The organism is Rhodococcus sp. WY5 (assembly GCF_018588185.1).
GTDB lineage: Bacteria > Actinomycetota > Actinomycetes > Mycobacteriales > Mycobacteriaceae > Rhodococcus_F > Rhodococcus_F qingshengii.
In genome coordinates, this window is record NZ_JAAMPR010000001.1 from 718,662 (window position 1) to 741,201 (window position 22,540).

Below are 22,540 nucleotides of genomic sequence, written 5' to 3' on the forward strand. Positions count from 1 at the left end.
TCGTTACACCGGAACTGAGCGAACGAATGTGCCAGCAAACCAGCCACATACAATTCAGCTTTGCGAGGCCGAACCGGCGCGCTTTCGAGACGCGCGCGCACAAAGGGAACGGCACTTATAACAATTCGATCACACAGTGGTGCAGCTGGATTCCGACAGCTGTTTCACGCACACGGACCGACTCGGCAACTCAGCTTTCGAGGCGGCGAGCTCCGAGGACGTCCTTGAGGAGTTCCTTTGCAACATCCTCGGGATCACGTCTGGCAGTCGGATCAGCGGGCTCAGCCGCCTCCGCAAACATCTCGTCCTCGTCCTCCGGCGTTGCAGGCGGAGGAGTTGCCTCGTAGTCGACCTCAGGAGCAGGGGCCGGTCCAGGGTCTTCCGGATAGTCGGGGGCCTCGGGCGGCGGAATGTCGTCCGAATCTCCGCGCTGGGGCTGCGGGGCCTTGGGCTGCTGCGCTGCGCGCTCCTGACTGGGCCGCGAGAAGCGGGGCGCAGCGGCAGGGCGGCTCGGAGCTTCTGTCGCCTTGGTTGCGCTCGATACTGTCGGCGCTGTGGGCGCACCTTCTTGATACTCGACTTGCCAAGTGCCACCGAACATTTCGGCAAGGACCTCGCAAATGACCGCCGCGTTGTGCGGTTGCGTCACACGAGCACCCAGGACCGGTGAGCCGTGAGCGATGACAACGACATGTCCACGCACGTCGTGAACCGTCGCAGCGGACAGCATGGCCGGAAGAACCTTGTTTCGTTCACCGACCTTGTTGCGCAAGGTGTTCCACGATTCACGGAGAGTCTCGACTGTGGGGCCTGCCGAGACCGGCGCAGCTTCGGCAACCGCCGGCTCGTCGAACTCGGGCTCGGGCTCGTAGTCGGGTTCCGGCTCGGCAAGCCCGATCAGCTCTTCCGCCTCGACAGAAGCAGTAACCGGTGGTTCAACCACAGGAGCTTCAACTATTGGAGCTTCGGCAACCGGAGCTTCAACCACCGGAGCTTCGGCAACCGGCGGTTCCACGATCTCGACAGTGGGAGTCTCGACGACGGGAACTGCCGCTACCGGAGGTTCGACGACAGGAGCCTCCACAACCGGCGGCGCCGCAGCTGGAGCAGGCGCGGCTGGTTCCGGCCGTGCCTCAGGCTCGGCCTTGCGTTGAGAGGGCCGTTGGAACTTGGAAGCAATCTCCGGTTCGAGCGGCGGCACGGTGGGTGCCGGCGTTGCTGCCGCGCGAGGAGCAGCCGCGACTCCGGCAGCCGGAATACCTTGTTCCAGGCGCTCCAGCCGCTGCAATACAGCTGACTCGGTGTCGGAGGCCGACGGCAGCAGCATTCGCGCGCACATCACTTCGAGCAGCAGCCGCGGCGCCGTCGCACCACGCATTTCGCTGAGTCCGGCATGGACAGTCTCGGCGAAGCGGGTGAGCGTGGCCGGGCCGACTCGTTGAATCTGCTCACGCATCGTGACCAGCTCCGCTTCCGGAGCGTCGACCAATCCTCGTTCGCTGGCGTCGGAAACAGCCTGCATCAAGATGAGATCACGCAGGCGCTCGAGAAGATCGAGCGCGAATCGGCGTGGATCGTGACCGGCGTCCATCACGCGATCGACAGTGCCGAACAACGCGGCCCCGTCACTGGCAGACAGGGCGTCTACTGCTTCGTCGATGAGCGCGACGTCGGTGACTCCGAGAAGAGAGAGCGCGCGCGGATACGTGACACCTTCTTCTCCTGCGCCCGCGAGCAGCTGATCGAGGACACTCAACGAGTCACGAGGGGAACCGCCGCCGGCCTTGATGACCAGTGGATACACCGCAGGCTCGACCGGTACGCCCTCCTGGGCGCAGATCTTTTCCAGGAGTCCGCGCATGGTCGACGGCGCCAACAGGCGGAACGGGTAATGGTGTGTACGCGAACGGATGGTCGGGAGAACCTTTTCCGGTTCCGTCGTCGCAAAGATGAAGATGAGGTGTTCCGGCGGCTCTTCGACGATCTTGAGCAGCGCATTGAAACCCGCCGCCGTCACCATGTGTGCCTCGTCGATGATGAAGACGCGGTAGCGAGATGCGGCGGGTGCGTGGAACGCCTTGTCCCGGAGTTCTCGGGTGTCGTCGACGCCACCGTGACTTGCGGCGTCGAGTTCCGTCACATCCAGGTTGCCTGTGCCGCCCGGGCCCAGCGAAACGCACGAGTCGCACACGTCGCACGGCGTCGACGTCGGTCCCTGCTCACAGTTCAGCGAACGCGCCAGGATTCGCGCCGACGACGTCTTTCCGCAGCCGCGCGGGCCGGAAAACAGGTAGGCATGGTTGATGCGTCCGGTGTCGAGGGCCGTGCTGAGCGGTGCGGTGACATGCTCCTGCCCCACCACCTCGGCGAAGGACGCGGGTCGATACTTCCGGTACAGGGCCACGCGCAAAGACTACCGGCGACCCACGACAGGTGGTCCGGTGCGGGTGCAACGCCGACTTCTCCCGAAACATGTTCGCAACACAATCGCAGTGCGGAGGAAACCGCACGCACCCATCGTGGGTTCCGTGCACGCGGGCTGGTCCGCGTGCGTGAGGAGAAAACTGTGCCCGCCACCATCGATGCCGGAGCAACTGCCTGGTTGCTCGTCAGTACTGCACTCGTACTTCTGATGACGCCAGGACTCGCACTGTTCTACGGCGGCATGGTCCGCTCGACGGGCGTACTCAACATGATCATGATGAGTTTCGTCTCGATCGCACTCGTCACGGTTGCGTGGTTGTTCGTGGGCTACAGCCTCGTGTTCGGCGACGATCACGGTGGCATCATCGGCGGACTCGAGCACATCGGCATGGCGGGCATCGACCCGTCGACGGTGCACGGGAATGTCCCGGAAGTGTTGTTCGCAACCTTCCAATTGACGTTCGCAATCCTTACTGCAGCGCTCATCAGTGGTGCGATCGCCGACCGCGCGAAGTTCTCCGCCTGGATGATCTTCGTCCCCATCTGGTCCTTGCTCGTCTATGTCCCCGTCGCTCACTGGGTGTGGAATCCGCAGGGATGGCTCGCACAGATGGGCGCACTCGACTACGCCGGTGGCCTCGTGGTCGAAATCGTGTCCGGAGCGTCGGGTCTGGCATTGGCACTGGTCCTCGGCCAGCGGATGGGTTTCAAGGCCGAGTCGATGCGTCCGCACAATCTGCCGTTCGTCCTGCTCGGCGTAGGCCTGCTCTGGTTCGGTTGGTTCGGATTCAACGCCGGCTCGGCCCTTGCGGCCGACGGTATGGCCTCGCAGATCTTCCTCAACACACTCGTCGCCGGTTGCACCGGACTACTCGGCTGGCTGTTCGTCGAGCAGAATCGTGACGGACACCCCACGACGTTCGGCGCAGCTTCGGGCGTCGTCGCCGGTCTGGTCGCGATCACCCCGTCGTGCGGAACGGTGAACATGTTCGGTGCGCTCGTCATCGGTCTGATCGCCGGCATCGTCTGCTCGTACGCCGTGGGATGGAAGCACAAGCTCGGCTACGACGACTCCCTCGACGTCGTCGGCGTGCACCTCGTCGGTGGAATCGTCGGCTCGTTGCTGATCGGACTCCTCGCGACGGCCGTGATGACGGGCGGTCCGGAAGGTCTGTTCTTCGGCGGTGGATTCGCGCAGTTGGGCAAGCAGTTCGTCGGCGTCGTCGTGGTCGCGCTCTATGCCTTCGGTGTGACCTACGGTCTCGGAAAGCTCATCGACAAGACCTTCGGCTTCCGCATTTCGCGTGAAGACGAGGCCCGCGGAATCGACGTTGCCCTGCACGCGGAGTCGGCCTACGAGCACGGAGTCCTCGGCCACGGTCCGATCGGCGGACAGAACCCGAGCCCGTTCCTCCAGCGTCAGCGGGAGGAACGGGAGAACCGCGAGCGGGACTGACCGCCCTCACCGGTTCGCGATTTCCTCCATCAGGATCGGAACGCCGACATTGCAGGAATGAATCCCGACGACGGTGGTCAGTTTCAGCACCTCGAGAATCTCCTTCGGGGTCACTCCCATGTCGAGCGCGGCGCGAATATGGCGTCGTACGCCGGGTGCGTACATGTGTGTGCTCGCCGCATCGACGGCTATGCACAGCAACTGGATCACCTGAGGTGACAGCACCCCGCTGTTCCAGGGCTGCATCGCTGTCTTCATGTACAGCTCGGTCCACTCGGGACCCAGCTCCGAAAGTCCGTCCCACAACGGATTCCAGCCACCCGAATCCTTCATGGCCTGGGTCACGGGAAAAGCTTCACTTGCTCGAACGTCAGTCATCGATCTCCTCAGACCATCGAAAATGCTTGATTCAGTTCACGTTTGAGAATCTTTCCGGTTGCCGTCATCGGCAGCGACGGCACGAACTCGATGCGACGCGGATATTTGTAGGCGGCCATCTGTTCCCGCGTCCATTCCACGAGATCCGATTCGGAGATCTCTTCACTCGGCTCTCGGATCACGAACGCGACAACTTCTTCGCCGAGGCTCGAATCCGGCACCCCGACGACGGCGACGAGTGAGACGGCTGGGTGAGTGAGCAGAACCTCTTCGATTTCGCGTGGGTAGACGTTGAATCCGCCCCGCACGATCATGTCCTTCGCGCGATCGACGATGTAGTAATTTCCGTCGGTATCGACCCGTGCCAAATCCCCGGTGCGAAACCATCCGTCGCGCATGACTTCCGCCGTCGCCTCGGGTCGGTTGAAATAGCCCTTCATGACGTTGTGCCCGCGAATGGCCAACTCACCCACTTCATCGGGGCCGGTGATCGTGTGCCAAGAGTCGTCGACAAGCCGCGCTTCGACGCCCCAGATCGGCACGCCGATCGAACCGGGCCGGGGGTCGCTCTCCGGGTCACTGAACAAGGCCAGCGGAGAGGTCTCGGACAACCCGTACCCTTCGAGGATCTGAACACCGAAGCGTTCCCTGAACTGTGTCAAGATTTCGACGGGAAGCGCTGCGCCACCGGAGATCGCGCACCGCATGTTCTGTGCAACGGTCTCGATATCCACCCCGGATTTCACTACCTCCTCCAGCACGCCGAGCAGTCCCCAATACATGGTCGGGACGCCCGCGAAGACCGAGATCTTTTCGCGTTCCATGATCTCGAGTGCCGCGGTCGCATCGAAGCGCGGCATCAACACCAAAGTGGCACCGACGCAGATTCCCGCATTCATGGTCACTGTCTGGCCGAACGAGTGGAACAACGGCAAAGTCAGGAGATAACGCTCATGCATGGACGGAACGCTCTCGAACAACCGGTTGGTCGACAGTGCATTCAAGACCATGTTGCAGTGAGTGAGTTCGGCACCCTTGGGCTTTCCGGTCGTGCCGCTGGTGTAGAGAATGACCGCGGTGTCCGTCGGTTCACGAACAACCGCGACTGCAGGCGTTTCCGTGCCGGACACGGATGCCAGTGCTTCGCCTAGAGTCTCGACTCCGAGGATCGACGACGGTGCACCCGACTCGGCGCTGATCACGATCAGGGCCGAACAGGTCTCGCTCTGCTCGAACCCGGCGATGGCGTACTCAGCGATCGGCAATTCGGGACTTCCCTCGAAACAGAAGTACAGCTTTGCTTCCGAATCAGCCAGGTGATAGGCGATTTCGCGCCCTTTGAGCAGAATGTTCAGAGGAACGACGACGCCGCCGGCCTTGAGAATGCCGTAGTAGACGATCGGGAACTCGAGAACGTTCGGGCAGGACAACGCCACCTTGTCACCTGGCTCGACACCCCGCGAGACGAGCAGATGGGCGATGCGATTCGCGTAGGCGTCGAACTGCGCATACGTCAGCCTCGCTTCCCCGAGAACCAGCGCATCCCGTTCCGGGTACCGCCGGGCCGAGTCTTCCAGCAGAGCAGCAAGATCAAGCACGACTGTGTTCCTCCTGCGCATCGGAATCCGTGGCATGAGACGAGGCAGCGCGCGACACCGACTCGAGCAGTTCCCGCACCAACGACTCCGCCCGCGGCCAATACCCGTATCCGGACGCCGGATTGAGGTGTCCGACCTCACCCAGATCCAGCAACCGACTCCCCCATCCTTCAGCCAAACCCACAACTCGGCGATACCCGGCGAGCGGATCGTTCCGACTCGCCGCGACCGTGCTCGGAAAAGGCAGACGCTGACGCGGTATCGGTAGCCACCCGTGTCGGTCGAGATCTTCGAGAGACGGATAAGACTCGGGCAGCGGAAGTTCGAGATCCGCCGGCGTGACCAGAAGTGCGCCCGCAACCTCTCGATGATGCGCCCTCGCCCAGTGAGCAACTGTCATGACTCCGGCGCTGTGCCCGACCAGGACCACCGGCCCGCAGACACTTGTCAGCACCTCGTTCAATGCCGCAACCCGCGCATCGCGGCTGAGCTTGTCGGTCTCGAGGGGAGGAACCGTCAGAACGTTGTCGAGCCTGCGCGCGAGGTGAGTCTGCCAATGATCTTCGACATGATCCCGCAGACCGGGAACCATTACTACCGTAGTTGATTCATCCATCAGGAACTCCGAACTTCTGCTACTTCAGTGGCGCCGGGTATCTCGGGCCGATTCTGCAACGTCGCCAACCGCCTCATCCCGGCGGGATAGGCACGCTTGCCGGCTACCAACGCGAGGGCCGCGACGACATAGACGAAGGGCGAAAGCTGTAGAGCGCCGAGAAGACCCAGGTGATCGGCGAGGATGCCGACAACGAAGGGACCGAGCGCCAGCCCGAGAAGGTTGTTGGCGACGGTGAGCGTTCCCATGGCCGACGCTCGAATCGAGTGATGGGTAAGGTTCGCGACCATCGCTGCCGTCGGCCCCGACGAACCGGCGGAGAAGAATGCACCGATACCGAGCAACACGAGTTGTGCTGTCCCCGTGGCCAACCGGAGCCCGATGCTCAGCGTCACCAACGAGATGGCGCAGTAGACGATGGCAGTGGTCCATTTTCGCGCCGAATCGTCGCGGCTGAATCTGTCTGTGATGAAACCGCAGACCACCATCCCGCTTCCGACAAGGAGGACGAATACGGAAGCCGTGACGCCGGCCTTGTCCGGGGCCAAATCGTAGTAGCGATTGAAAAAGCTCGGCAACCACGCCAGAAGTACAGCGGCGGTGAACATCTGGAGACCACCACCGATGTAGGCGAACAATACGGCCGGATTGGTGAACAACGATGACACCGGCGCGCGAAAGCCGTCGCGCCCGAGCGCTTCCCCGGCAGCATCCGGCGCGGCCTCGACGGCGTAGGCCGTGAGCTTCTTCTCGGTGACGAGGGCACGGAAGAGCGCAACCAGAATCAGACCGAAGATCGCCATGGCGGCAAAAGACCACCGCCAACTGAACTGAACTGCGATGAACCCACCGATTGCCACACCGATGACCGAACCGAACGATCCACCGGCCATGAACGCACCGGCAAGAGCTGCGTGCACACGGGGCGCAAACACACTGAGCACCACGGCGATACCCACGCTGCCGTACGCCGCTTCACCGACACCGACCAAGAACCGAGCACCCAGCATCTGTTCGTAGGTCTGAGCGATAGCGCACAGCAACGTCGCGACACTCCACAACACGGCCATCAGGATCAAGCTCTTGACGCGCCCCCAACGGTCCGCGAGCAGCGACAACGGGAACGTCAACAGCCCGACCATCAATGCCACCACGCTGCTCAGGGAGGCAAGGTGCGAATCGGACAGATCCCAGTCGGCTTTCAGGATCGGGAAGACCGCACTGAGTACCTGCCGCGACATGTAGTCCGAGAGAAGTAGACCGAAAGCCAGGGCAAAAACGATCCACGGGTATAACTTTCGTCGTCCGCCGATTCCGAGCGCGGTGTCCACACGTGGTGTGGCGGGAGCTTGCAGTCCCATGACTCTCCTAGGAGTACTCGAGGTAGATCGGGGGCTTCGGGGTGCGAACCGTCACGGTTCGCACCCCCGGAGCTGTTGTACGAGACGGGGTGGACTCAGGCGTGCTGCGTGAATCCCAGCTGGCCGATCCGGCGGTTGGGTGCATAACCCAACTTCGTCAACGTCTCGTCGGTGTCGACATACGTCTCACCGATCCGGTAGATGTCGCGAGCTTCCTTCGCGGTAGCCACCTCGCGGCCCAATTCGCCTGCAATGCGCACCAACTGCTCGATCTGCTGCACCGATGTCATCTTCTCGCCCTTGCGGCCCCAGATGGTGTCCTCGTTGCCGCAACGAGCGTGCAAGCCCATCGCGATCGCCATCGTGTTCACCGGCAGGACGCTACGCATCAGCGTTTCCAGGGTCAGGCACGCACCGTCGGGAACACGCTGGACGAAGTTCATCATGTTGTACGGGTTTGGGCCGTCGAAGCCGCCGCCGATTGCGACCCACGTGAGGTTGACCGGACCCGTGTAGATGCCGCGTCGGATCAACCGCTCCACCGTTTCGAGCTGCGGAATGCTCGACAACTGGAAATGCGGCTGGATTCCGGCGGCCTGCAGCCGGCGCAGGTGCTCTGCCACCCATTCCGGACCGGCGGGCACGGTCATCTCCCGATACGTATCGGCCAATTCCGGACGCTGCATCGACGTACCCGCGATGTCGTCGTCGGTCATCAGTTCCATGATGTTCATCTGGCTGGTGTTGATCGCGATCGTCACCTGATCAGGAGCGGGCTCCAATTCCGCAAGCATGTGACGCACGTCGTCGGACAACCACTTCGCATCGGCACCTTCCCCTTCCGGAGCGAACGAAATCGAACCGCCGACCTGCAGGATCATCTCGGGAACGGCCTCACGCAAGCGACCGAGAAGTTCGTTGAACTTCGACAGACGCTTCGAACCCTTGCCGTCGAGTTCACGCACGTGGATGTGGAGAACGGTGGCACCGGCGTTGAAGCAGTCGACGGCTTGCTGGACGTGCTCGTCCATCGACAGCGGTAGGTCTTCTGCAAAATCGTCCGGTTCCCACTCCGGTCCGTAGGGAGCAACGGTGATGACAAGCTTGTCCTGGGTTTCGGGGAACAGTGAATCGTCGTGGAAATGCATAGCGTGACTCCGATCGAGTGAATGAATTATCTTCGGGGCTGGGAAGAGAGATCAGAACGGTGCGTCGCCGATGATTCCGGCGCGCTCCATCTTTCGAACTGCGGGCCAGTAGTCCTGCACCGCGTAATGCTGTGTCGAACGGTTGTCCCAGATCGCGACGCTGTTCTCGGTCCAGCGCCACCGAACCTGATACTCGGGAATCTGGGCCTGACTGGCCAGGTAGGTGAGCAGGTTTCCGGCGCCGGGGGCGTAATCGATTCCGTAGCGGACATTCTCGGGCGTGTGATAGTTCACGAGGTGCGTGGCAAACGAGTTGACGAAAAGAATCTTCTCGCCGGTCTCCGGATGTGTTCGTACCACGGGATGTTCGGCGTCGGGAAAGCGTTCCCTCAGTTGGTGGCGCTGTTCGATCGGCATCCGAGCGCCGAAGGTCGACTCGATACTGTGCCTGGCACGCAGGTCCTTGATCTGCTCCTTGACCCGCGCCGGCAGATTCTCGTAGGCGAGTGCCATGTTCACCCAAATCGTGTCGCCGCCGACAGGAGGTGTTTCCACACAACGCAATACACATCCCATGGGCGGGTTGACGCGCCAGGTGGCGTCGCAGTGATACGCATTCTCGAAGTGCTCCGGCGGGCTGTCCAGGTCTTTGTAGATGCGGACCAGGCCCGGATGGTCGGGATCACTGCCCAGAGCTGGATGATCCTCCAGTTCACCGAATCGCTGGGCAAGTTCTACGTGCTCGGCTTTGGAGAAGTTCTGGTCGCGAAAAAACAGGACCTTGTGCTCGAGTAACAATGCCTTGATTTCGGCGAAGAGTGCATCGTCTCGCGCGACCTCTCCGAGATCCACCCCGGACAACTCTGCCCCGATCGAACAGGTCAATTTCTCGACGTGGATCGTGCTGGTCGACGGGAGCAGGTTTTCTGTCAGCGTTGCAGTATTGGTCATGACAATTCCTCTGGGAAGTGCTGTTTCGGTTCAGACGGAGAAGACGGAGGAACCGATACTGCGACCGGACTCCATGTCGTGGTGCGCGCGCACCGCATCTTCGAGGGGATATCGCTGGTTGATCTCGATCTTGATTCGCCCGGACTCGACGTGTGAGAACAGTTCGCCCGCCAATTCGGCACGTTCTGCGGGATCCGCGATGTAGTCAGCAAGTGCCGGACGGGTGACGAAGAGAGATCCCTTGACTGCCAACTGCATTGCCTGAATCGGCGGAGTCGGTCCGGACGCCGTTCCGAAGCACACCAGCAGCCCGCGCCTGGCAAGGCAATCGAGTGAGATGTCGAAGGTGGACTGCCCGATGCTGTCGTACACAACCGGCACGCCGACGCCCCCGGTGATCTCCTTGACACGCGCGACGACGTCCTCGCGGGTGTAGATGACGACTTCATCGCAACCGTGAGCTCGGGCAACGCTCGCCTTCTCGTCGCTCGACACCGTTCCGATCACTTTGATTCCCAACAGTTTTGCCCACTGGGTGAAGATCAGTCCAACCCCGCCCGCCGCAGCATGTAGCAACACGGTGTCTCCCGCTTTCAACGGGTAGATGCGACGCAGAAGGTAGGCGGCAGTCAGTCCTCGCATGGTCATGGCGGCCGCGGTGTCGAAGGCGATGCCGTCGGGTAGCGCGATCAGGTCGGACGACGCCATGATCCGCTCGGTGGCGTACGCACCCAGCGGACTGCCGGTGTAGGTCACACGGTCCCCCACTGCAAAATCGACTACTCCCTCGCCGATCTCTTCGACCACACCGGCGCCCTCGACGCCCATCCCGGCAGGCAATTGCGCAGGATAGAGGCCACTTCGAAAGTAGGTGTCGGCGAAGTTCAACCCCACCGCTTCATGACGAACCCGAACCTCTCCGGCGCCTGGTCGTCCTACCTCGATCTCTTCCCAACGCATGACGGACGGTGTGCCGATCTCGTGGAACCGAATGGCGTTTGCCATCAATGCTCTCCAATTCTGTGGGCGGGCTCGACTCGATTACGGTCGAGCTGTATTCGTACGCAACAACTTCCAGAAGTCGGTGCTCGGCTTCCTGGTCGTGCCGAACTGATGTGAACAAAACTATGTGAGATCCGGCTCACATGCTTAACTTGACGAGACACACAACACAACATTTCGGGACATCGAGTAAAGGGGGCCCCATGAAGCCACTCGCCCGCTACGCGTCACTGAACCGATACGTCGACCTGTGCCGAACAGTGGACGTGGACGCTGTGGCCCTCATGAGAAGTGTCGGCCTGAGCCCGGCAAGCCTGGCGAACCCCGACCAATGGGTACCGGCCGCCTCCATCGCATCGCTCCTGGAGCGATCGGCAGCGGAGTCCGGACACGAAGACTTCGGGCTTCTACTCGCCGGCCTGCGTCGACTGTCCAATCTCGGTCCCCTCAGCTTGGTCATCAGGGAAGAACCAGACGTCAGGAGCGCACTCGACGTGTTGATGCGATACGAGCACACGTACAACGAGTCATTACGCATTCGATTGAACGAGGTCAACGGACTCGCCACCCTGCGAATCTCGCTCGAGGTCGGCGAACCGGTCGACACCAGACAGAGCGTCGAACTCGCAGTCGGCGCGACACTGCAGATCCTGCGGAGTTTCCTAGGTTCTCGATGGCAACCGGTCAGCGTGGGATTCACGCACAATGCCCCGAAAGACACGAGCACGCATCGGCGAATCCTCGGCGAGACGGTGGAATTCGATCACGAGTTCACCGGTATCGTTTTCTTCGCCGCCGACCTGGATGCGGCTAACCAACTTTCCGACGAGTTACTCCGGCCGTACGCTCGCCAGTTCCTCGACTCGCTTCCCGCCTCGGAAACCTCCGATACCCTCAGCCGCACCAAGGAATTGATCGAAGTTCTGCTTCCGACCGGCCGCTGCTCTGTCGAGCAGGTGGCACGCAGTCTCGGATTCGACCGGCGGACACTGCACCGTCATCTCGCCGAATCCGGAGATACGTTCACGGCCGTTCTCAATTCGGTTCGAAGCTCCCTCGCGGAACGATTTGTCTCCAACCCTCGCTATTCGTTGACCGAAGTGGCTGTGCACCTCGGGTTTTCGACGCAGGGTAGTTTCTCGCGCTGGTTTCGCACTCAGTTCTCGATGAGCCCGAGCGCGTGGCGGACTCAGCGCTCGATCAGCTGACCAGCACGACTCCGACGTAGGCGATCGTTGCCACCCACACAGTGGAAATCGCGGCCAGCACGAATGGCCGGGCGCCAACTCCACGAATGACGCTCAACCGCACCCCCAGCCCGAGTGCGAACATCGCGGCCGCCAACAGCGCCGTCTGCACCGTCTTCGCCAGCCCCAGAAGCTCATCCGGCAAGATGCCCGTGGAGCGCAAGCCCATGCAGCAGATGAATGCCACGACGAACAACGGAATCAGCGGGGGACGCTTGGCGGCAGTGCTGTCGACCATCCTGCGTTGCCGGATACTCAGAAACGCCATGACCGGCGCCAACATCAACACGCGCGCAAGTTTCACCACGGTCGCGACACCCAACGCGGTGGCGCCGAGAGCGCTGCCGGCAGCCACCACTTGCGCCACTTCGTGGATCGACCCACCGGCCCACATGCCTGCACCGACCTCGTTCATACCGAAAGCGTTGGCCAACAGTGGGATTGTCGGAATCATCAGAGTTCCGAAGATCACCACCAACGCAACAGCGGTGAGCAACTCTTCCTCTCGCGCATTCACCACACCGTCCGCAGCAGCCACGGCGGCAGCGCCACAGATCGAGAAGCCGCAGGCAATCAGAATTCTCTGCGACCAACCCAATCCGAGAAGTTTTCCGGCATACATGGTCCCGGCGATACCGAGGAACACAATCGCAACCACAACGGCGATCACTCCCCAGCCCAAACCGACGATGTCGGAGAACATCAATTGCAGCCCGAGCAGAGCGATACCCACCCGAAGTAGCCGTTTCGCCGAGAATGCCAGGCCAGGTTGGAATTTCGCCGGCAAAGAGACGGTATTCGCCAACACCGCACCCGCCACGATCGCAATCAGCAACGGACTCACGGCGGAGGTGAACCGACCGGCTATCAGCGCGACCGTGGCCCCCAAGGCGCACAACGCAACTCCGGGCACCAATGCAGCCACACTGGACCACCGTCGTACTTCTGACGAAGGGGCGACTGCGGGTTTCTCGGCCACGGACTTCACATCACGGTTCACTCATCCAGCGTCCTTGAGCCACCATCGCTCCGGTAGGGCGATTTCTACCATCACGGCATATCAAATCGATATGAACGTGAAGTTCGGTATAGCCTGTTTGCATGACCAGACGGTGGCCCGACCTCACCACTCTCGAGCTACTCATCGGCATCGATGATCACGGAAGTCTCAGTGCGGCAAGCCGTTCAGCAAACATTGCGCAGCCGAATGCCAGCCGCGCCGTCAAAGCACTCGAGCGGCAGCTCGGGATGCCACTCATACACCGAAGGTCGACGGGGGCGGCTTTGACTCCGCAGGGGACCGTAATCGTCCACTGGGCGCGCCGCGTCCTCGCCAACTCGAGGCAGCTTCTCGACGTCGCCGAAGGGATGCGGACCGAACGATCCGCGGAATTGACCGTGTGTGCCAGCATGACCGTCGCCGAACATCTGATTCCGGCCTGGCTCGGTATCTTTCGGTCACTACATCCTGGTGTCACCGTCCACCTTCAGGTCTACAACTCGACCCGCGTCCTCGAGGCTGTCGAGGTGGGAATGTGCGACCTCGGATTCGTCGAGTCACCGACCGTTCCGAAGAGCCTGTCCAGCGTCACCGTCGCGCGTGACTCGCTGGTCGTGGTCGTTCATCCGGATCATCCATGGGCGCGTCGACGAAAGCCGCTGACCGTCGCCGAACTGGCAGCGACGCCGCTGCTGGTGCGCGAGCCCGGATCGGGAACCAGAACGACTCTCGACCTGGCGTTACACGAATACGAGCGCGGTGCACCGTTGTTGGAACTGGGTAGTTCGGCCGCGATTCGAACCAGCGTGCTCGGTGGCGTCGGCCCGGCGGTACTGAGCACGCTGGCCGTCGAGGACCAGGTGAAGCAGGGAGAACTTCGGGTCGTAGCCGTCGAAGGCTTGGAACTCGACCGATCCCTGCGTGCAGTGTGGCGCCCGCCGCGTCAGCTCGAGGGCCCCGCAGGCGACCTGATGAAAGTAGTGCGTGCCAGCGGGTCCCGGAAGTCCTGAAAGCGGCTTACTTCTTGTCGGCCTTCGCTGCTGCCTTTGCGGCCTTCTTGAACTCGCGGACCTCGAGCAAAGACTGTTCGTCGACCACGTCTGCAATCGAGCGCCTCGAACCTTCGAGCCCGTAGTCGCCGGCCGCTTGGCGCCAACCTTTCGGCTCGACGCCGATCTGTTTTCCGAGCAACGCCAGGAAGATCCGGGCTTTCTGATCCCCGTAACCGGGTAGGGCTTTGAGCCGCTTCAGCACTTCCTTGCCGTCGGGATTTCCCGAAGTCCAGATCGCCGCGGTGTCGCCGTCGTAGTTCTCGACGATGAACTGGCACATGAGCTGGATACGCTCACCCATCGACTTGGGGAATCGGTGCACAGCCGGAGGCTCGGCACAGACGGCGATGAACTCGTCGGTGTCCATGTCGGCGATACGCCTGACGTCGATACCGCTGAGCCGATCCGCCAGCTTCTTCGGACCGAGGAAGGCCGTTTCCATCGGAACCTGTTGATCGAGAAGCATTCCGATCAACAACGCCAACGGGTCCTCGGCGAGGAGAGCATCAGCTTCGGGGTCACCGACAAGGTTCAGTTGAAGTGCCATGAGTCCGATACTGCCACGTCAGACGGCAGTTGTGACCGGCGCCGACGCATCCGGGGCCGGAATCTTCCACTTCTTCCAGCCGAACAGAACCAACGTCGAGACCGCGGCAAGCGTGAAGACCCAGAGGTAGACGCCGACGGTCGGAATCCGCAGATACTCGGGCGGCACGAACATGAACAGGCCCATTCCGATGAAGCGATCCGTACCCGGAATGACCGACGGGTCCCACCAGGTGTGAGACCAGTTCAAGACCGGGAGCAGGAAAACGAACGGCGCCACCCACGCCCAGCGCTTCTTCGACACCATCGCGTAGTGCGCGGCGAGGACGACCAGCGGGACGAACCACACCCAGTGATGGCCCCACGAGAACGGCGAGACAGTGGTCGCAGTCAACCCCGTCATGGTGAGGCCGAGCAATTTCTGGCCGTGCCGGTGAGCAATCCACGCGGCACCGAGTCCGAGGCATACCGCCAGCGCACTGAAGACTAGAACCAGGACCCGCGACGGCGTCGGAGTGTGAGTGAGCTGAGCGATCAGACCGGACACGGACTGGTTGCTCGGAGCATCCGTCGGTCCGACGCGTTCGCTGTCGACAAGAGTGCCGGTCCAGTACTTGTACGCATCGTTGTAGATCACGACGAAGCCGATCGCAACGGTCGCAGCGAACGTCACGACGGCCGTCACCAACGCACGCCATTGACGAGTGATGAAAAGGTACGCCCAGAAGAAGGCCGGAGTGAGCTTCACGCCGGCGGCGATGCCTGCCCCGATTCCTCGGAGCCGACTCTTCTCGTCCCGACCGAGGTCCCACACGATCAAGAGCAGCAGGAAGATGTTGATCTGCCCGAGCCAGAGCGTCGTACGTATCGGTTCCATGAACAGAAAGATCGTCGTCGCCAACGCACTCACGGCGTACGCCTTCACGTCGAGCCGATAACCGAGGTACTTCCAGCACAACAAGATCACTGCGAACAACGCAGCGATGTTCAAACCCGTCCACACAACAATCGCCTGTTTGAACGAGAGCACCGCCCACACCGTGAACAGCAAAGCCGCAAACGGGGTGTACGTGAACATCATTCCGTCCAGGACTGGCCCGTCGTACAACGGAAGGCCCTGAACCACAACGCTGCCGCCGTGGCGGTAGACGTCGAGATCGAGGAAATTTTCGAAGATCCCCCAGTACCGCGTATTCATCGGCACGGCGAAAAGAACCATCAGCACGGACGCGACTGCCAGAACACCGAGTACAGAGAATCCGAGAACACCGACACGGAGGGTGCGTCGCGGTATGTCAGCTTCGATGACCGACTCTGATTTCGCGGTGTGCGCCTCGAAAGAAGGCCCATCCGAAGCGTTGATCGCGCCCGTCACTACAACCTCCGGGATTTACACCCTATGTCGGGAATTGATGCTCCGAACGGTACAAGACAAGACCGAAAAGTACCGACCGGGCACGCCGCTTCGAGAACTCAGATCTCGGAGAGACGCGATTCGGTAGCTGCGAGCAGAACACACGTAGCCACGCCGTCCATGGCAACTTCGAGTTCAGCCTTGGACGGGAAGCTCGGGGCCAACCGGATGTTCCGGTCATCCGGATCCGTGCTGTACGGGAAAGCCGACCCGGCAGCGGTGAGCGCGATACCCGCGTTCTTCGCCAGTTCGATGACCCGCTTGGCCGTGCCGTCGACCACGTCGAGGCTGATGAAGTATCCGCCCTTCGGCTCGGTCCAAGACGCGACCTTCGATGCACCGAGACGATCCTCGAGGATCCGCAGTACGAGCTCGAACTTGGGCGCGAGGAACGCGCGATGCTTCTCCATGTGCGCACGAACGCCGTCGGCATTGCCGAAGAAACGCAGGTGGCGAAGCTGATTGACCTTGTCCGGTCCGATGCTCTTCTTGCCCAGGAACTTCTGGTACCAGGCAAGGTTTTCCGCCGAGCTACCGAAGAAGCTCACACCAGCGCCGGCGAAAGTGATCTTGGACGTCGACGCGAACACGAGCGGACGGTTGGGGTGTCCGGCCTCCGCTGCCATCGAGAGAATGTCGTAGGAAGGCGCAGTCTCGCCGACAAGCGGATGTACGGCGTACGCGTTGTCCCAGTACAGGCGGAAGTCGGGCGCGGCCGTCGGCATCGACGCGAGCGTACGGACAATTTCTTCGGAGTACACGGCACCGGTGGGGTTCGCGTAAACCGGAACCGCCCACATGCCCTTGATCTGCGGATCTGACGCAACAAGTTCGGCGATCTTGACGACATCCGGGCCGTCGTGGTTCATCGGCACCGCGATCATCTCGATGCCGAGGGACTCGGTGATCGCGAAGTGGCGGTCGTAGCCCGGTGCCGGGCAGAGAAACTTGATCTTCTCTTCCTGTGCCCACGGCCGGGCCGAATCCGGTGTGCCATGAAGCAGTGAGAACACGACGTTGTCGTGCATGATCTCGAGGCTCGCGTTGTTTCCGGCGAGAAGGTTCGCAACGGGGATACCCAGCAGCTCGCCGAAGATGGCGCGCAGTTCCGGCAGACCGGTGAGTCCGCCGTAGTTACGGCAGTCGGTGCCGCTTCCGTCACGGAAATCACCGTCGCCGGGCAGCGTCAGCAGCTCTGCGGAAAGGTCGAGTTGTTCCGGGGAAGGCTTACCGCGGGTCAGATCGAGTGCGAGCTTCTGCGCCTGGAGCTGCGTGTACTTCGCGCTCTGGCTCTCATGCTCGGAGGTGAGTTCTTCATGGCTCATCAACCCGATCTGGGTTTGGATAGGCATCCGGAGCGGCCTTTCACCGACGAGGCGGGGTCGGGTATGTGAAAAAATAGAGGACCCCGCGCACCCGGCAGAGCCCGTTGACCCTTGCTGCCTTCCGGCCCTGGGGGAGTTCACAGGATGCGCGCCGCGCGGGATCCAATGAACAGTGTAGACGGCTTTCTCCGGCCGCTGCACACCACCTACCGGGGCCGAGATGCAAACCTCGAGTTCCACCGGTTCTTCGCAGGTCAGGTACCCGTTTAACGCTTCGCGCCCGCAATTGGGTATGCTGCTCCACGGAGGATTCGCCTAGTGGCCTATGGCGCTCGCCTGGAACGCGGGTTGGGTTAACGCCCTCAGGGGTTCAAATCCCCTATCCTCCGCCAAAGGAACCCCTGTGAACTGCTGAGAAGCGGTTCACAGGGGTTCTTTTCTGTCCTCATGCAACGAGTAATGCAACAGGGTCTCGGTTCAGCTCGATGTTCTGCGAGCTCAGACGGTCTGCCGACTCGTGGTGGTTTCGATCCCGCAGCGCGCCGAATCGGAATGCTGCTGCGTGATTTCGAGTGGCCCGCCGATGGCCCGAACCCGATTCGGGAAGCTATGGCCACATCTGCTCCTGCAGCCCGCGTTGGTCATGAAATGACACCCGCGCCGCAAGTCTTATTTATCCAGATCCCATTCTGGATAAGATAGGCATGGAAAGCAAGGCGGCAATATAGCGTGGATACAGGGAGAGACCAGATGGCGTACAGGACGTTGAAATCGATCTTTCACCAACGAGATCGTGCTGGTGCCGATGCTGAGGAGCGAGCGCGACGCGATTCTCCCGCCGCCGTCCACTGGGACCTACTGATCGGCGAACACTCGACGTTCGCACTGATGACACCCGAAGTCGCAGCGCTGATCGAACGGATCATGAGCTTCGAGCCGAAGATCCGGGCTGAGTGGAACGGGCTGCCGGCCCTCGCGCGCACCCACTACCTGCATCGCATGGTGATCGACGAGATCCAGGCAACGAACGAGATCGAACAGGTCCGCTCAACCCGGAAGGAGATCAGCGAGGCAATCGAGATGGTGTGGGCGGAGCAACCCCTCGCGAACAAGCGGTTCGCCGAGATGGCGCGGCTCTATCTCAATATCGGCAACGACCAGGCCGAGAGTCCGCAGACGCTCGACGACATCCGAGACGTCTACGACGCGGTAACTCGGGGCGAGATTCGCGACGAGGACGCCCCCGATGGGAAGCGGTTCCGGCAAGGGCCAGTATCGATCACGTCAGGAATCAAGGTCGTGCACACCGGTGTGGTACCCGAGTCAGCGATCGACGACGCGCTGACCCTCATGCTGAGCCAGGGGGGCGACGACTCGATTCCACGACTGATCAGGGCAGTGGTCGCGCACTTCATCTTCGAGTACACGCACCCGTTCTACGACGGCAACGGCCGAACCGGACGCTACCTTCTCGCGCTGGACCTTCGACAGGTGTTGGCTCCGTATGCGAGCCTGGCATTGTCGGCGACCGTCGCCGACAACAAGGATCGTTACTACAAAGCATTCTCTGACGCGGAGAATCCATTGAACCGCGGAGATCTGACGCCCTACCTGATCGATATGCTGGAGATCATCGCCGAGGCGCAACATCGACTGCTGCTCGACCTCTCCGAGAGGCGGCATAAGATCGACACACTCGAGGCGCGTATCCGCGTTCTGGTGGAGGATGAGGAATTTCCGCTGAACTTGGGACTCGATCGCGAGTCGACGCCGCCGGTTGATAGCAACCACATCGGCGCAGTCCTGTTCACCCTGGGTCAGGCCCACTGCTTCGAGGCGAACCGCGCCATCAAGTTGAACACCCTGGTCGAGGTGGTGGGTCGATCCAGCCAGTTCGCCCGCCCGCGACTTCAGCGCCTGGACGATGCCGGGATCATTGAGACGGTTACGAAGAGACCGCTGCGCTTCCGGCTCACGGCACGGGGGGTATCGCTCCTCGATCTGGATGGGGAGTGATTTTCGCCAGGTCGCAGATGGGCTAGGCGAGCTGGGCCGTCCACCCGATTTTCGACCTACTTCACGAGCGTGGTCCAGAATCACGTCTGCCGGATTGGTACCCCGCAATTGCGCGGGATACGACCTCGGAGCCGCTGGACTTCTTGCTGCCGAACCACGCAATTTCGTTTGACAGACTCACAAACCCGAGGACAGACTTTCCGTCCAACCCAACCATCGGGAGTACGCGTGATTGCCGGCCAGACCAATCTGCTCGCAGATTGCAGCAGTTGCTTCGGTCTGTGCTGCGTCGCACTCCCCTTTTCCAAGTCCTCCGACTTCGCGACCAACAAGAATGCCGGCGACCCCTGCAAGAACCTGCAGCAGGATTTCCGTTGCGGCATTCACACCGGATTGCGAAAGAAGGGCTTCACCGGTTGCACCGTCTACGACTGTTTCGGTGCGGGACAGAAGGTTTCACAGCAGACCTACGACGGCGTCAGCTGGCGTGATGCCCCGGAGACCGCGTCAGACATGTTCGAAACCTTCCCTGTCATACGCCAGTTGCACGAACTGCTCTGGTATCTCGCCGAAGCCCGCTCGCTGAAGCAAACCCACTCGATACGAAAGGAACTCGACGCTGCACTCGCAGAGACGGAAAGCCTGACCAACGGCACACCTTCGCAGATTCAAACCGTCGACGTCTCAGCACACCGAGCGGCAGTCAACACACTGCTCTTGCAGACGAGTAACCTTGTGCGCTCACCGATCTCAACCAAGAAGGGTCGAAAACTCGACCACCGCGGCGCAGACCTCATCGGCGCCAAATTTCGTGGTTCCGATCTACGTGGGGCCAACTTTCGCGGGAGTTACCTGATCGGTGCAGACCTCCGCGACTGCGAACTCGATCGAGCCGATCTGATCGGTGCAGACTTACGCGGCACCGACATTCGCGGCGCAAAACTCCGCGGCAGTATCTTTCTCACTCAGTTCCAGATCAACGCGGCGATCGGCGATTCGGCTACCACGCTGCCCGATTCACTGACCCGCCCCGGCCACTGGGCCTGAGCCAGACGACTGTTCGCGACTGTCAACTCCGTCGACGGAGAACGACCTTGTTAGCTTCCGGATCGACAGACACCCACGGCGGGTCACCGTCCGTTCCGTCCTCACGATGCATCAATGCGCTCTGACGCTGTTCGAATTCATGATGCTTGGACCCCTGAAACAGGGCAGCAACCTCTTCGAAGCCCGCGGCCGAGACCGGACGAGTCGTACGTCCCCGAGTCCACGGCAGTGCCCGGCCGCCGGTGAGCCGGTTCCAGAGAGTCTCGGCGAAAGCGAACAGGACCAGCAGCACGAGCAAGCCTGGCAGCGTCAACGCGAACAGAGTGCCCATGAAAGAAGTCTAGCGACGAACGCCCCCGGTTCCCTCAACTTTTGATCAGCCACCTTGTTGTGGCCATGCGGTGGATGATCTGCCAGAATGCAAGCTGTTACGACTAGTAACACCTTCGGGGGGAGGATTTCACGTGAGCTTGATACTTGCAGCTACCGACCGTTCGGAGCTTGCCCAGACACTCGGTACCGAATTAGTACATTTTGGTCATCAAACACAGCTCGTCCGCACCGGGCGCCGCCTACTCGACGACCTGGACACCGACAGTTTCGATATCGCCGTGATCGATCTCCTTCTGCCGGACATCGACGGCTACGAGATCGCACGGCAGATCCGCTTGCGCAGTTCGATGCCGATCATGATGCTGGTGGATACCTACGAGGACATCGACGAAGCACCACATCGCGCTGTCTCGGACTTTGTGCTGAACCCGATCGATTCTCACGCGCTCGATCTTCGGGTCACCGCAATCCTTCGTGAAACCGCACATCCCGCCCCCGGCAAACACCAACGTCACGGTGACCTGCTCCTCGATCGACGTGCGATGACGGCGACGATGGGCGGAAAGCTGCTGGTCCTCAGTCGGACCGAATGGCGGGTACTCCTGGAGCTGTCGACCGAGCCTGGGCGCGTGTACTCACGTGATCACCTGATCCGAAACGTGTGGGGTTCCGACCACGAAAGGACGCGTGTAGTCGACGCAACCATTCTCAGCCTGCGGTCCAAACTCGAATCCGATCCCGCGAAACCGAAGTACATCAAAACCATCAGGGGATTCGGATACCGCTTCGGCCCGGTCGACTGAAGTCGCCTTCGTGTCGGTGCCGCTCGATAAGCTCTTGTCATGGGTTGGTACACACCACAATCGGTCGCCCCGGATCTCTCCGACATCCTGGTGTGTGGCTGGACGGCGTGCGCAGAAGGAGAACACCTCCTCGTGCCCGATGCTTGCATGGACGTGCTGTGGATACGCGGCGTCGGCATACGCGTCTGTGGCCCCGAAACCGCTGCATGGTCATTCACTCTTCCGCCCGGAACACGCTCCGTGGGTGTTCGATTCCGCCCTGGATCGGCATCGCCGATGTTGCGAACCTCGGCGTCCGAGCTTCGGGATTCTCGCGCCGATCTCAGCGATGTAACCGACGCACGCACGGAACGAATACTGTTGAACCGCTTGGAAAATTCCGAAGACCACGAACAGGTCTCCATCCTCGAAAGCGCTGTTCGGAGTTGGGTAAGTTCGAGTTTCCGTCACGATCCGGTGATCAACCACGTTCGCACCGCACTGTCCGAACATTCGTGGAATGTCAGCTCTCTCGCCGACGCGGCGGCGCTGACTTCGCGCCAACTCCAACGTCGATGCAACGACGCCTTCGGATATGGCCCGGCAACGCTGCGCTCGATCCTGCGCCTCCAGCGCTTCATGGCGCTCGCTCGCAGTCGACCCGCGCTGGGACTCGCTGAATCCGCAGCGCACTGCGGATTCAGCGATCAGGCCCACTTGACCCGTGAATGCCGCCGAATCTCGTCGCTGACCCCGGCGGCTCTACTCCGCACCCAAGCCCCCGACTGGCACGGGTCGGATACCGTTGTCACGCTGGCGGAGGGAGACGCGGTCGCGTAATCCC

General features: G+C 61.4%; 20 protein-coding genes, 1 tRNA gene and 1 other RNA gene. 8 read left to right on the top strand and 14 right to left on the bottom strand.

The features are described 5' to 3' along the window. Positions 1-190 precede the first annotated feature (190 nt). The gene (locus G4D79_RS03230) at positions 191-2,404 is read right to left on the bottom strand and encodes a DNA polymerase III subunit gamma and tau (RefSeq protein ID WP_030535724.1); all 2,214 of its coding nucleotides are present in this window, start codon (positions 2,402-2,404) and stop codon (positions 191-193) included. A gap of 162 nt (positions 2,405-2,566) precedes the next feature. Here G4D79_RS03230 and G4D79_RS03235 point away from each other — a divergent pair, with 162 nt between their 5' ends. Next, positions 2,567-3,880 carry an ammonium transporter gene (locus G4D79_RS03235; RefSeq protein WP_003943791.1) on the top strand — a complete coding sequence of 438 codons (1,314 nt, stop codon included), beginning with the start codon at positions 2,567-2,569 and terminating at the stop codon, positions 3,878-3,880. 6 nt (positions 3,881-3,886) lie between these two features. Here the strand turns inward: G4D79_RS03235 and G4D79_RS03240 are convergent, their stop codons facing one another. The 7 genes from G4D79_RS03240 to G4D79_RS03270 all read right to left on the bottom strand — a co-directional run bounded on the left by G4D79_RS03240 (position 3,887) and on the right by G4D79_RS03270 (position 10,937). After that, positions 3,887-4,258, bottom strand: coding sequence for a carboxymuconolactone decarboxylase family protein (locus tag G4D79_RS03240; RefSeq protein WP_099696776.1), 372 nt, complete (start codon positions 4,256-4,258; stop codon positions 3,887-3,889). An 8-nt stretch (positions 4,259-4,266) separates the two neighbouring features. Then, the gene (locus G4D79_RS03245; protein WP_099696777.1) at positions 4,267-5,856 is read right to left on the bottom strand and encodes a long-chain fatty acid--CoA ligase; all 1,590 of its coding nucleotides are present in this window, start codon (positions 5,854-5,856) and stop codon (positions 4,267-4,269) included. Beyond that, on the bottom strand, positions 5,849-6,472 hold the full coding sequence (locus G4D79_RS03250; protein ID WP_081557243.1) for an alpha/beta hydrolase: 624 nt from the start codon (positions 6,470-6,472) through the stop codon (positions 5,849-5,851). Before G4D79_RS03250 ends, G4D79_RS03245 begins: the two co-directional genes overlap by 8 nt. Continuing rightward, on the bottom strand, positions 6,472-7,833 hold the full coding sequence (locus G4D79_RS03255; protein ID WP_099696778.1) for an MFS transporter: 1,362 nt from the start codon (positions 7,831-7,833) through the stop codon (positions 6,472-6,474). The genes G4D79_RS03250 and G4D79_RS03255 overlap by 1 nt, the downstream gene beginning before the upstream one ends. Before the next feature lie 95 nt (positions 7,834-7,928). Then, positions 7,929-8,981, bottom strand: coding sequence for a 3-keto-5-aminohexanoate cleavage protein (locus G4D79_RS03260; protein WP_099696779.1), 1,053 nt, complete (start codon positions 8,979-8,981; stop codon positions 7,929-7,931). A 51-nt stretch (positions 8,982-9,032) separates the two neighbouring features. Further along, positions 9,033-9,932 (bottom strand): TauD/TfdA family dioxygenase, encoded by a 900-nt coding sequence (locus G4D79_RS03265; RefSeq protein ID WP_054780791.1) that lies wholly within the window; start codon positions 9,930-9,932, stop codon positions 9,033-9,035. A 30-nt stretch (positions 9,933-9,962) separates the two neighbouring features. Beyond that, positions 9,963-10,937 (bottom strand): quinone oxidoreductase, encoded by a 975-nt coding sequence (locus G4D79_RS03270; RefSeq protein ID WP_054780790.1) that lies wholly within the window; start codon positions 10,935-10,937, stop codon positions 9,963-9,965. Between the two features lie 200 nt (positions 10,938-11,137). On the opposite strand from G4D79_RS03270, the gene G4D79_RS03275 reads away from it, so the two are divergent. Further along, positions 11,138-12,142: an AraC family transcriptional regulator gene (locus tag G4D79_RS03275; RefSeq protein WP_007731570.1), complete on the top strand. Its 1,005-nt coding sequence runs from the start codon at positions 11,138-11,140 to the stop codon at positions 12,140-12,142. Here the strand turns inward: G4D79_RS03275 and G4D79_RS03280 are convergent. Further along, the gene (locus G4D79_RS03280; RefSeq protein ID WP_081557240.1) at positions 12,135-13,181 is read right to left on the bottom strand and encodes a YeiH family protein; all 1,047 of its coding nucleotides are present in this window, start codon (positions 13,179-13,181) and stop codon (positions 12,135-12,137) included. The two genes, G4D79_RS03275 and G4D79_RS03280, sit on opposite strands and share 8 nt — an antisense overlap. 101 nt (positions 13,182-13,282) lie before the next feature. Between G4D79_RS03280 and G4D79_RS03285 the strand changes: the two genes are divergently transcribed. Continuing rightward, complete coding sequence (locus tag G4D79_RS03285) at positions 13,283-14,191, top strand: LysR family transcriptional regulator (RefSeq protein WP_007731572.1); 909 nt, start codon at positions 13,283-13,285, stop codon at positions 14,189-14,191. A gap of 7 nt (positions 14,192-14,198) precedes the next feature. Here G4D79_RS03285 and G4D79_RS03290 read toward each other — a convergent pair whose 3' ends face one another. The 4 genes from G4D79_RS03290 to ffs form a co-directional block, all read right to left on the bottom strand. Further along, a complete protein-coding gene (locus G4D79_RS03290; RefSeq protein WP_003943868.1) occupies positions 14,199-14,780 on the bottom strand; it encodes an HhH-GPD-type base excision DNA repair protein in 582 nt (193 codons plus the stop codon). Between the two features lie 18 nt (positions 14,781-14,798). Next, positions 14,799-16,154 carry a glycosyltransferase 87 family protein gene (locus G4D79_RS03295; RefSeq protein WP_058227079.1) on the bottom strand — a complete coding sequence of 452 codons (1,356 nt, stop codon included), beginning with the start codon at positions 16,152-16,154 and terminating at the stop codon, positions 14,799-14,801. Between the two features lie 98 nt (positions 16,155-16,252). Next, positions 16,253-17,545: an aminotransferase class I/II-fold pyridoxal phosphate-dependent enzyme gene (locus tag G4D79_RS03300; protein ID WP_003943985.1), complete on the bottom strand. Its 1,293-nt coding sequence runs from the start codon at positions 17,543-17,545 to the stop codon at positions 16,253-16,255. Between the two features lie 41 nt (positions 17,546-17,586). Next, positions 17,587-17,686: signal recognition particle sRNA small type (ffs, locus tag G4D79_RS03305), an RNA gene on the bottom strand. A 136-nt stretch (positions 17,687-17,822) separates the two neighbouring features. On the opposite strand from ffs, the gene G4D79_RS03310 reads away from it, so the two are divergent. The 3 genes from G4D79_RS03310 (at position 17,823) to G4D79_RS03320 (ending at position 20,581) form a co-directional block, all read left to right on the top strand. Beyond that, positions 17,823-17,910 (top strand) — tRNA-Ser (locus G4D79_RS03310). Positions 17,911-18,442: 532 nt separating this feature from the next. Continuing rightward, positions 18,443-19,534 carry a Fic family protein gene (locus G4D79_RS03315; protein WP_233272360.1) on the top strand — a complete coding sequence of 364 codons (1,092 nt, stop codon included), beginning with the start codon at positions 18,443-18,445 and terminating at the stop codon, positions 19,532-19,534. Between the two features lie 228 nt (positions 19,535-19,762). Continuing rightward, positions 19,763-20,581: a pentapeptide repeat-containing protein gene (locus G4D79_RS03320; RefSeq protein WP_099696780.1), complete on the top strand. Its 819-nt coding sequence runs from the start codon at positions 19,763-19,765 to the stop codon at positions 20,579-20,581. A gap of 22 nt (positions 20,582-20,603) precedes the next feature. Here G4D79_RS03320 and G4D79_RS03325 read toward each other — a convergent pair whose 3' ends face one another. Continuing rightward, positions 20,604-20,912, bottom strand: coding sequence for a DUF6191 domain-containing protein (locus tag G4D79_RS03325; protein WP_007731580.1), 309 nt, complete (start codon positions 20,910-20,912; stop codon positions 20,604-20,606). Between the two features lie 133 nt (positions 20,913-21,045). Between G4D79_RS03325 and G4D79_RS03330 the strand changes: the two genes are divergently transcribed. Together G4D79_RS03330 and G4D79_RS03335 are read left to right on the top strand one after the other, a co-directional pair. Then, positions 21,046-21,717 (top strand): response regulator transcription factor, encoded by a 672-nt coding sequence (locus G4D79_RS03330; protein WP_054825629.1) that lies wholly within the window; start codon positions 21,046-21,048, stop codon positions 21,715-21,717. Between the two features lie 39 nt (positions 21,718-21,756). Beyond that, the gene (locus tag G4D79_RS03335) at positions 21,757-22,536 is read left to right on the top strand and encodes a helix-turn-helix domain-containing protein (RefSeq protein ID WP_099696781.1); all 780 of its coding nucleotides are present in this window, start codon (positions 21,757-21,759) and stop codon (positions 22,534-22,536) included. Positions 22,537-22,540 lie beyond the last annotated feature (4 nt).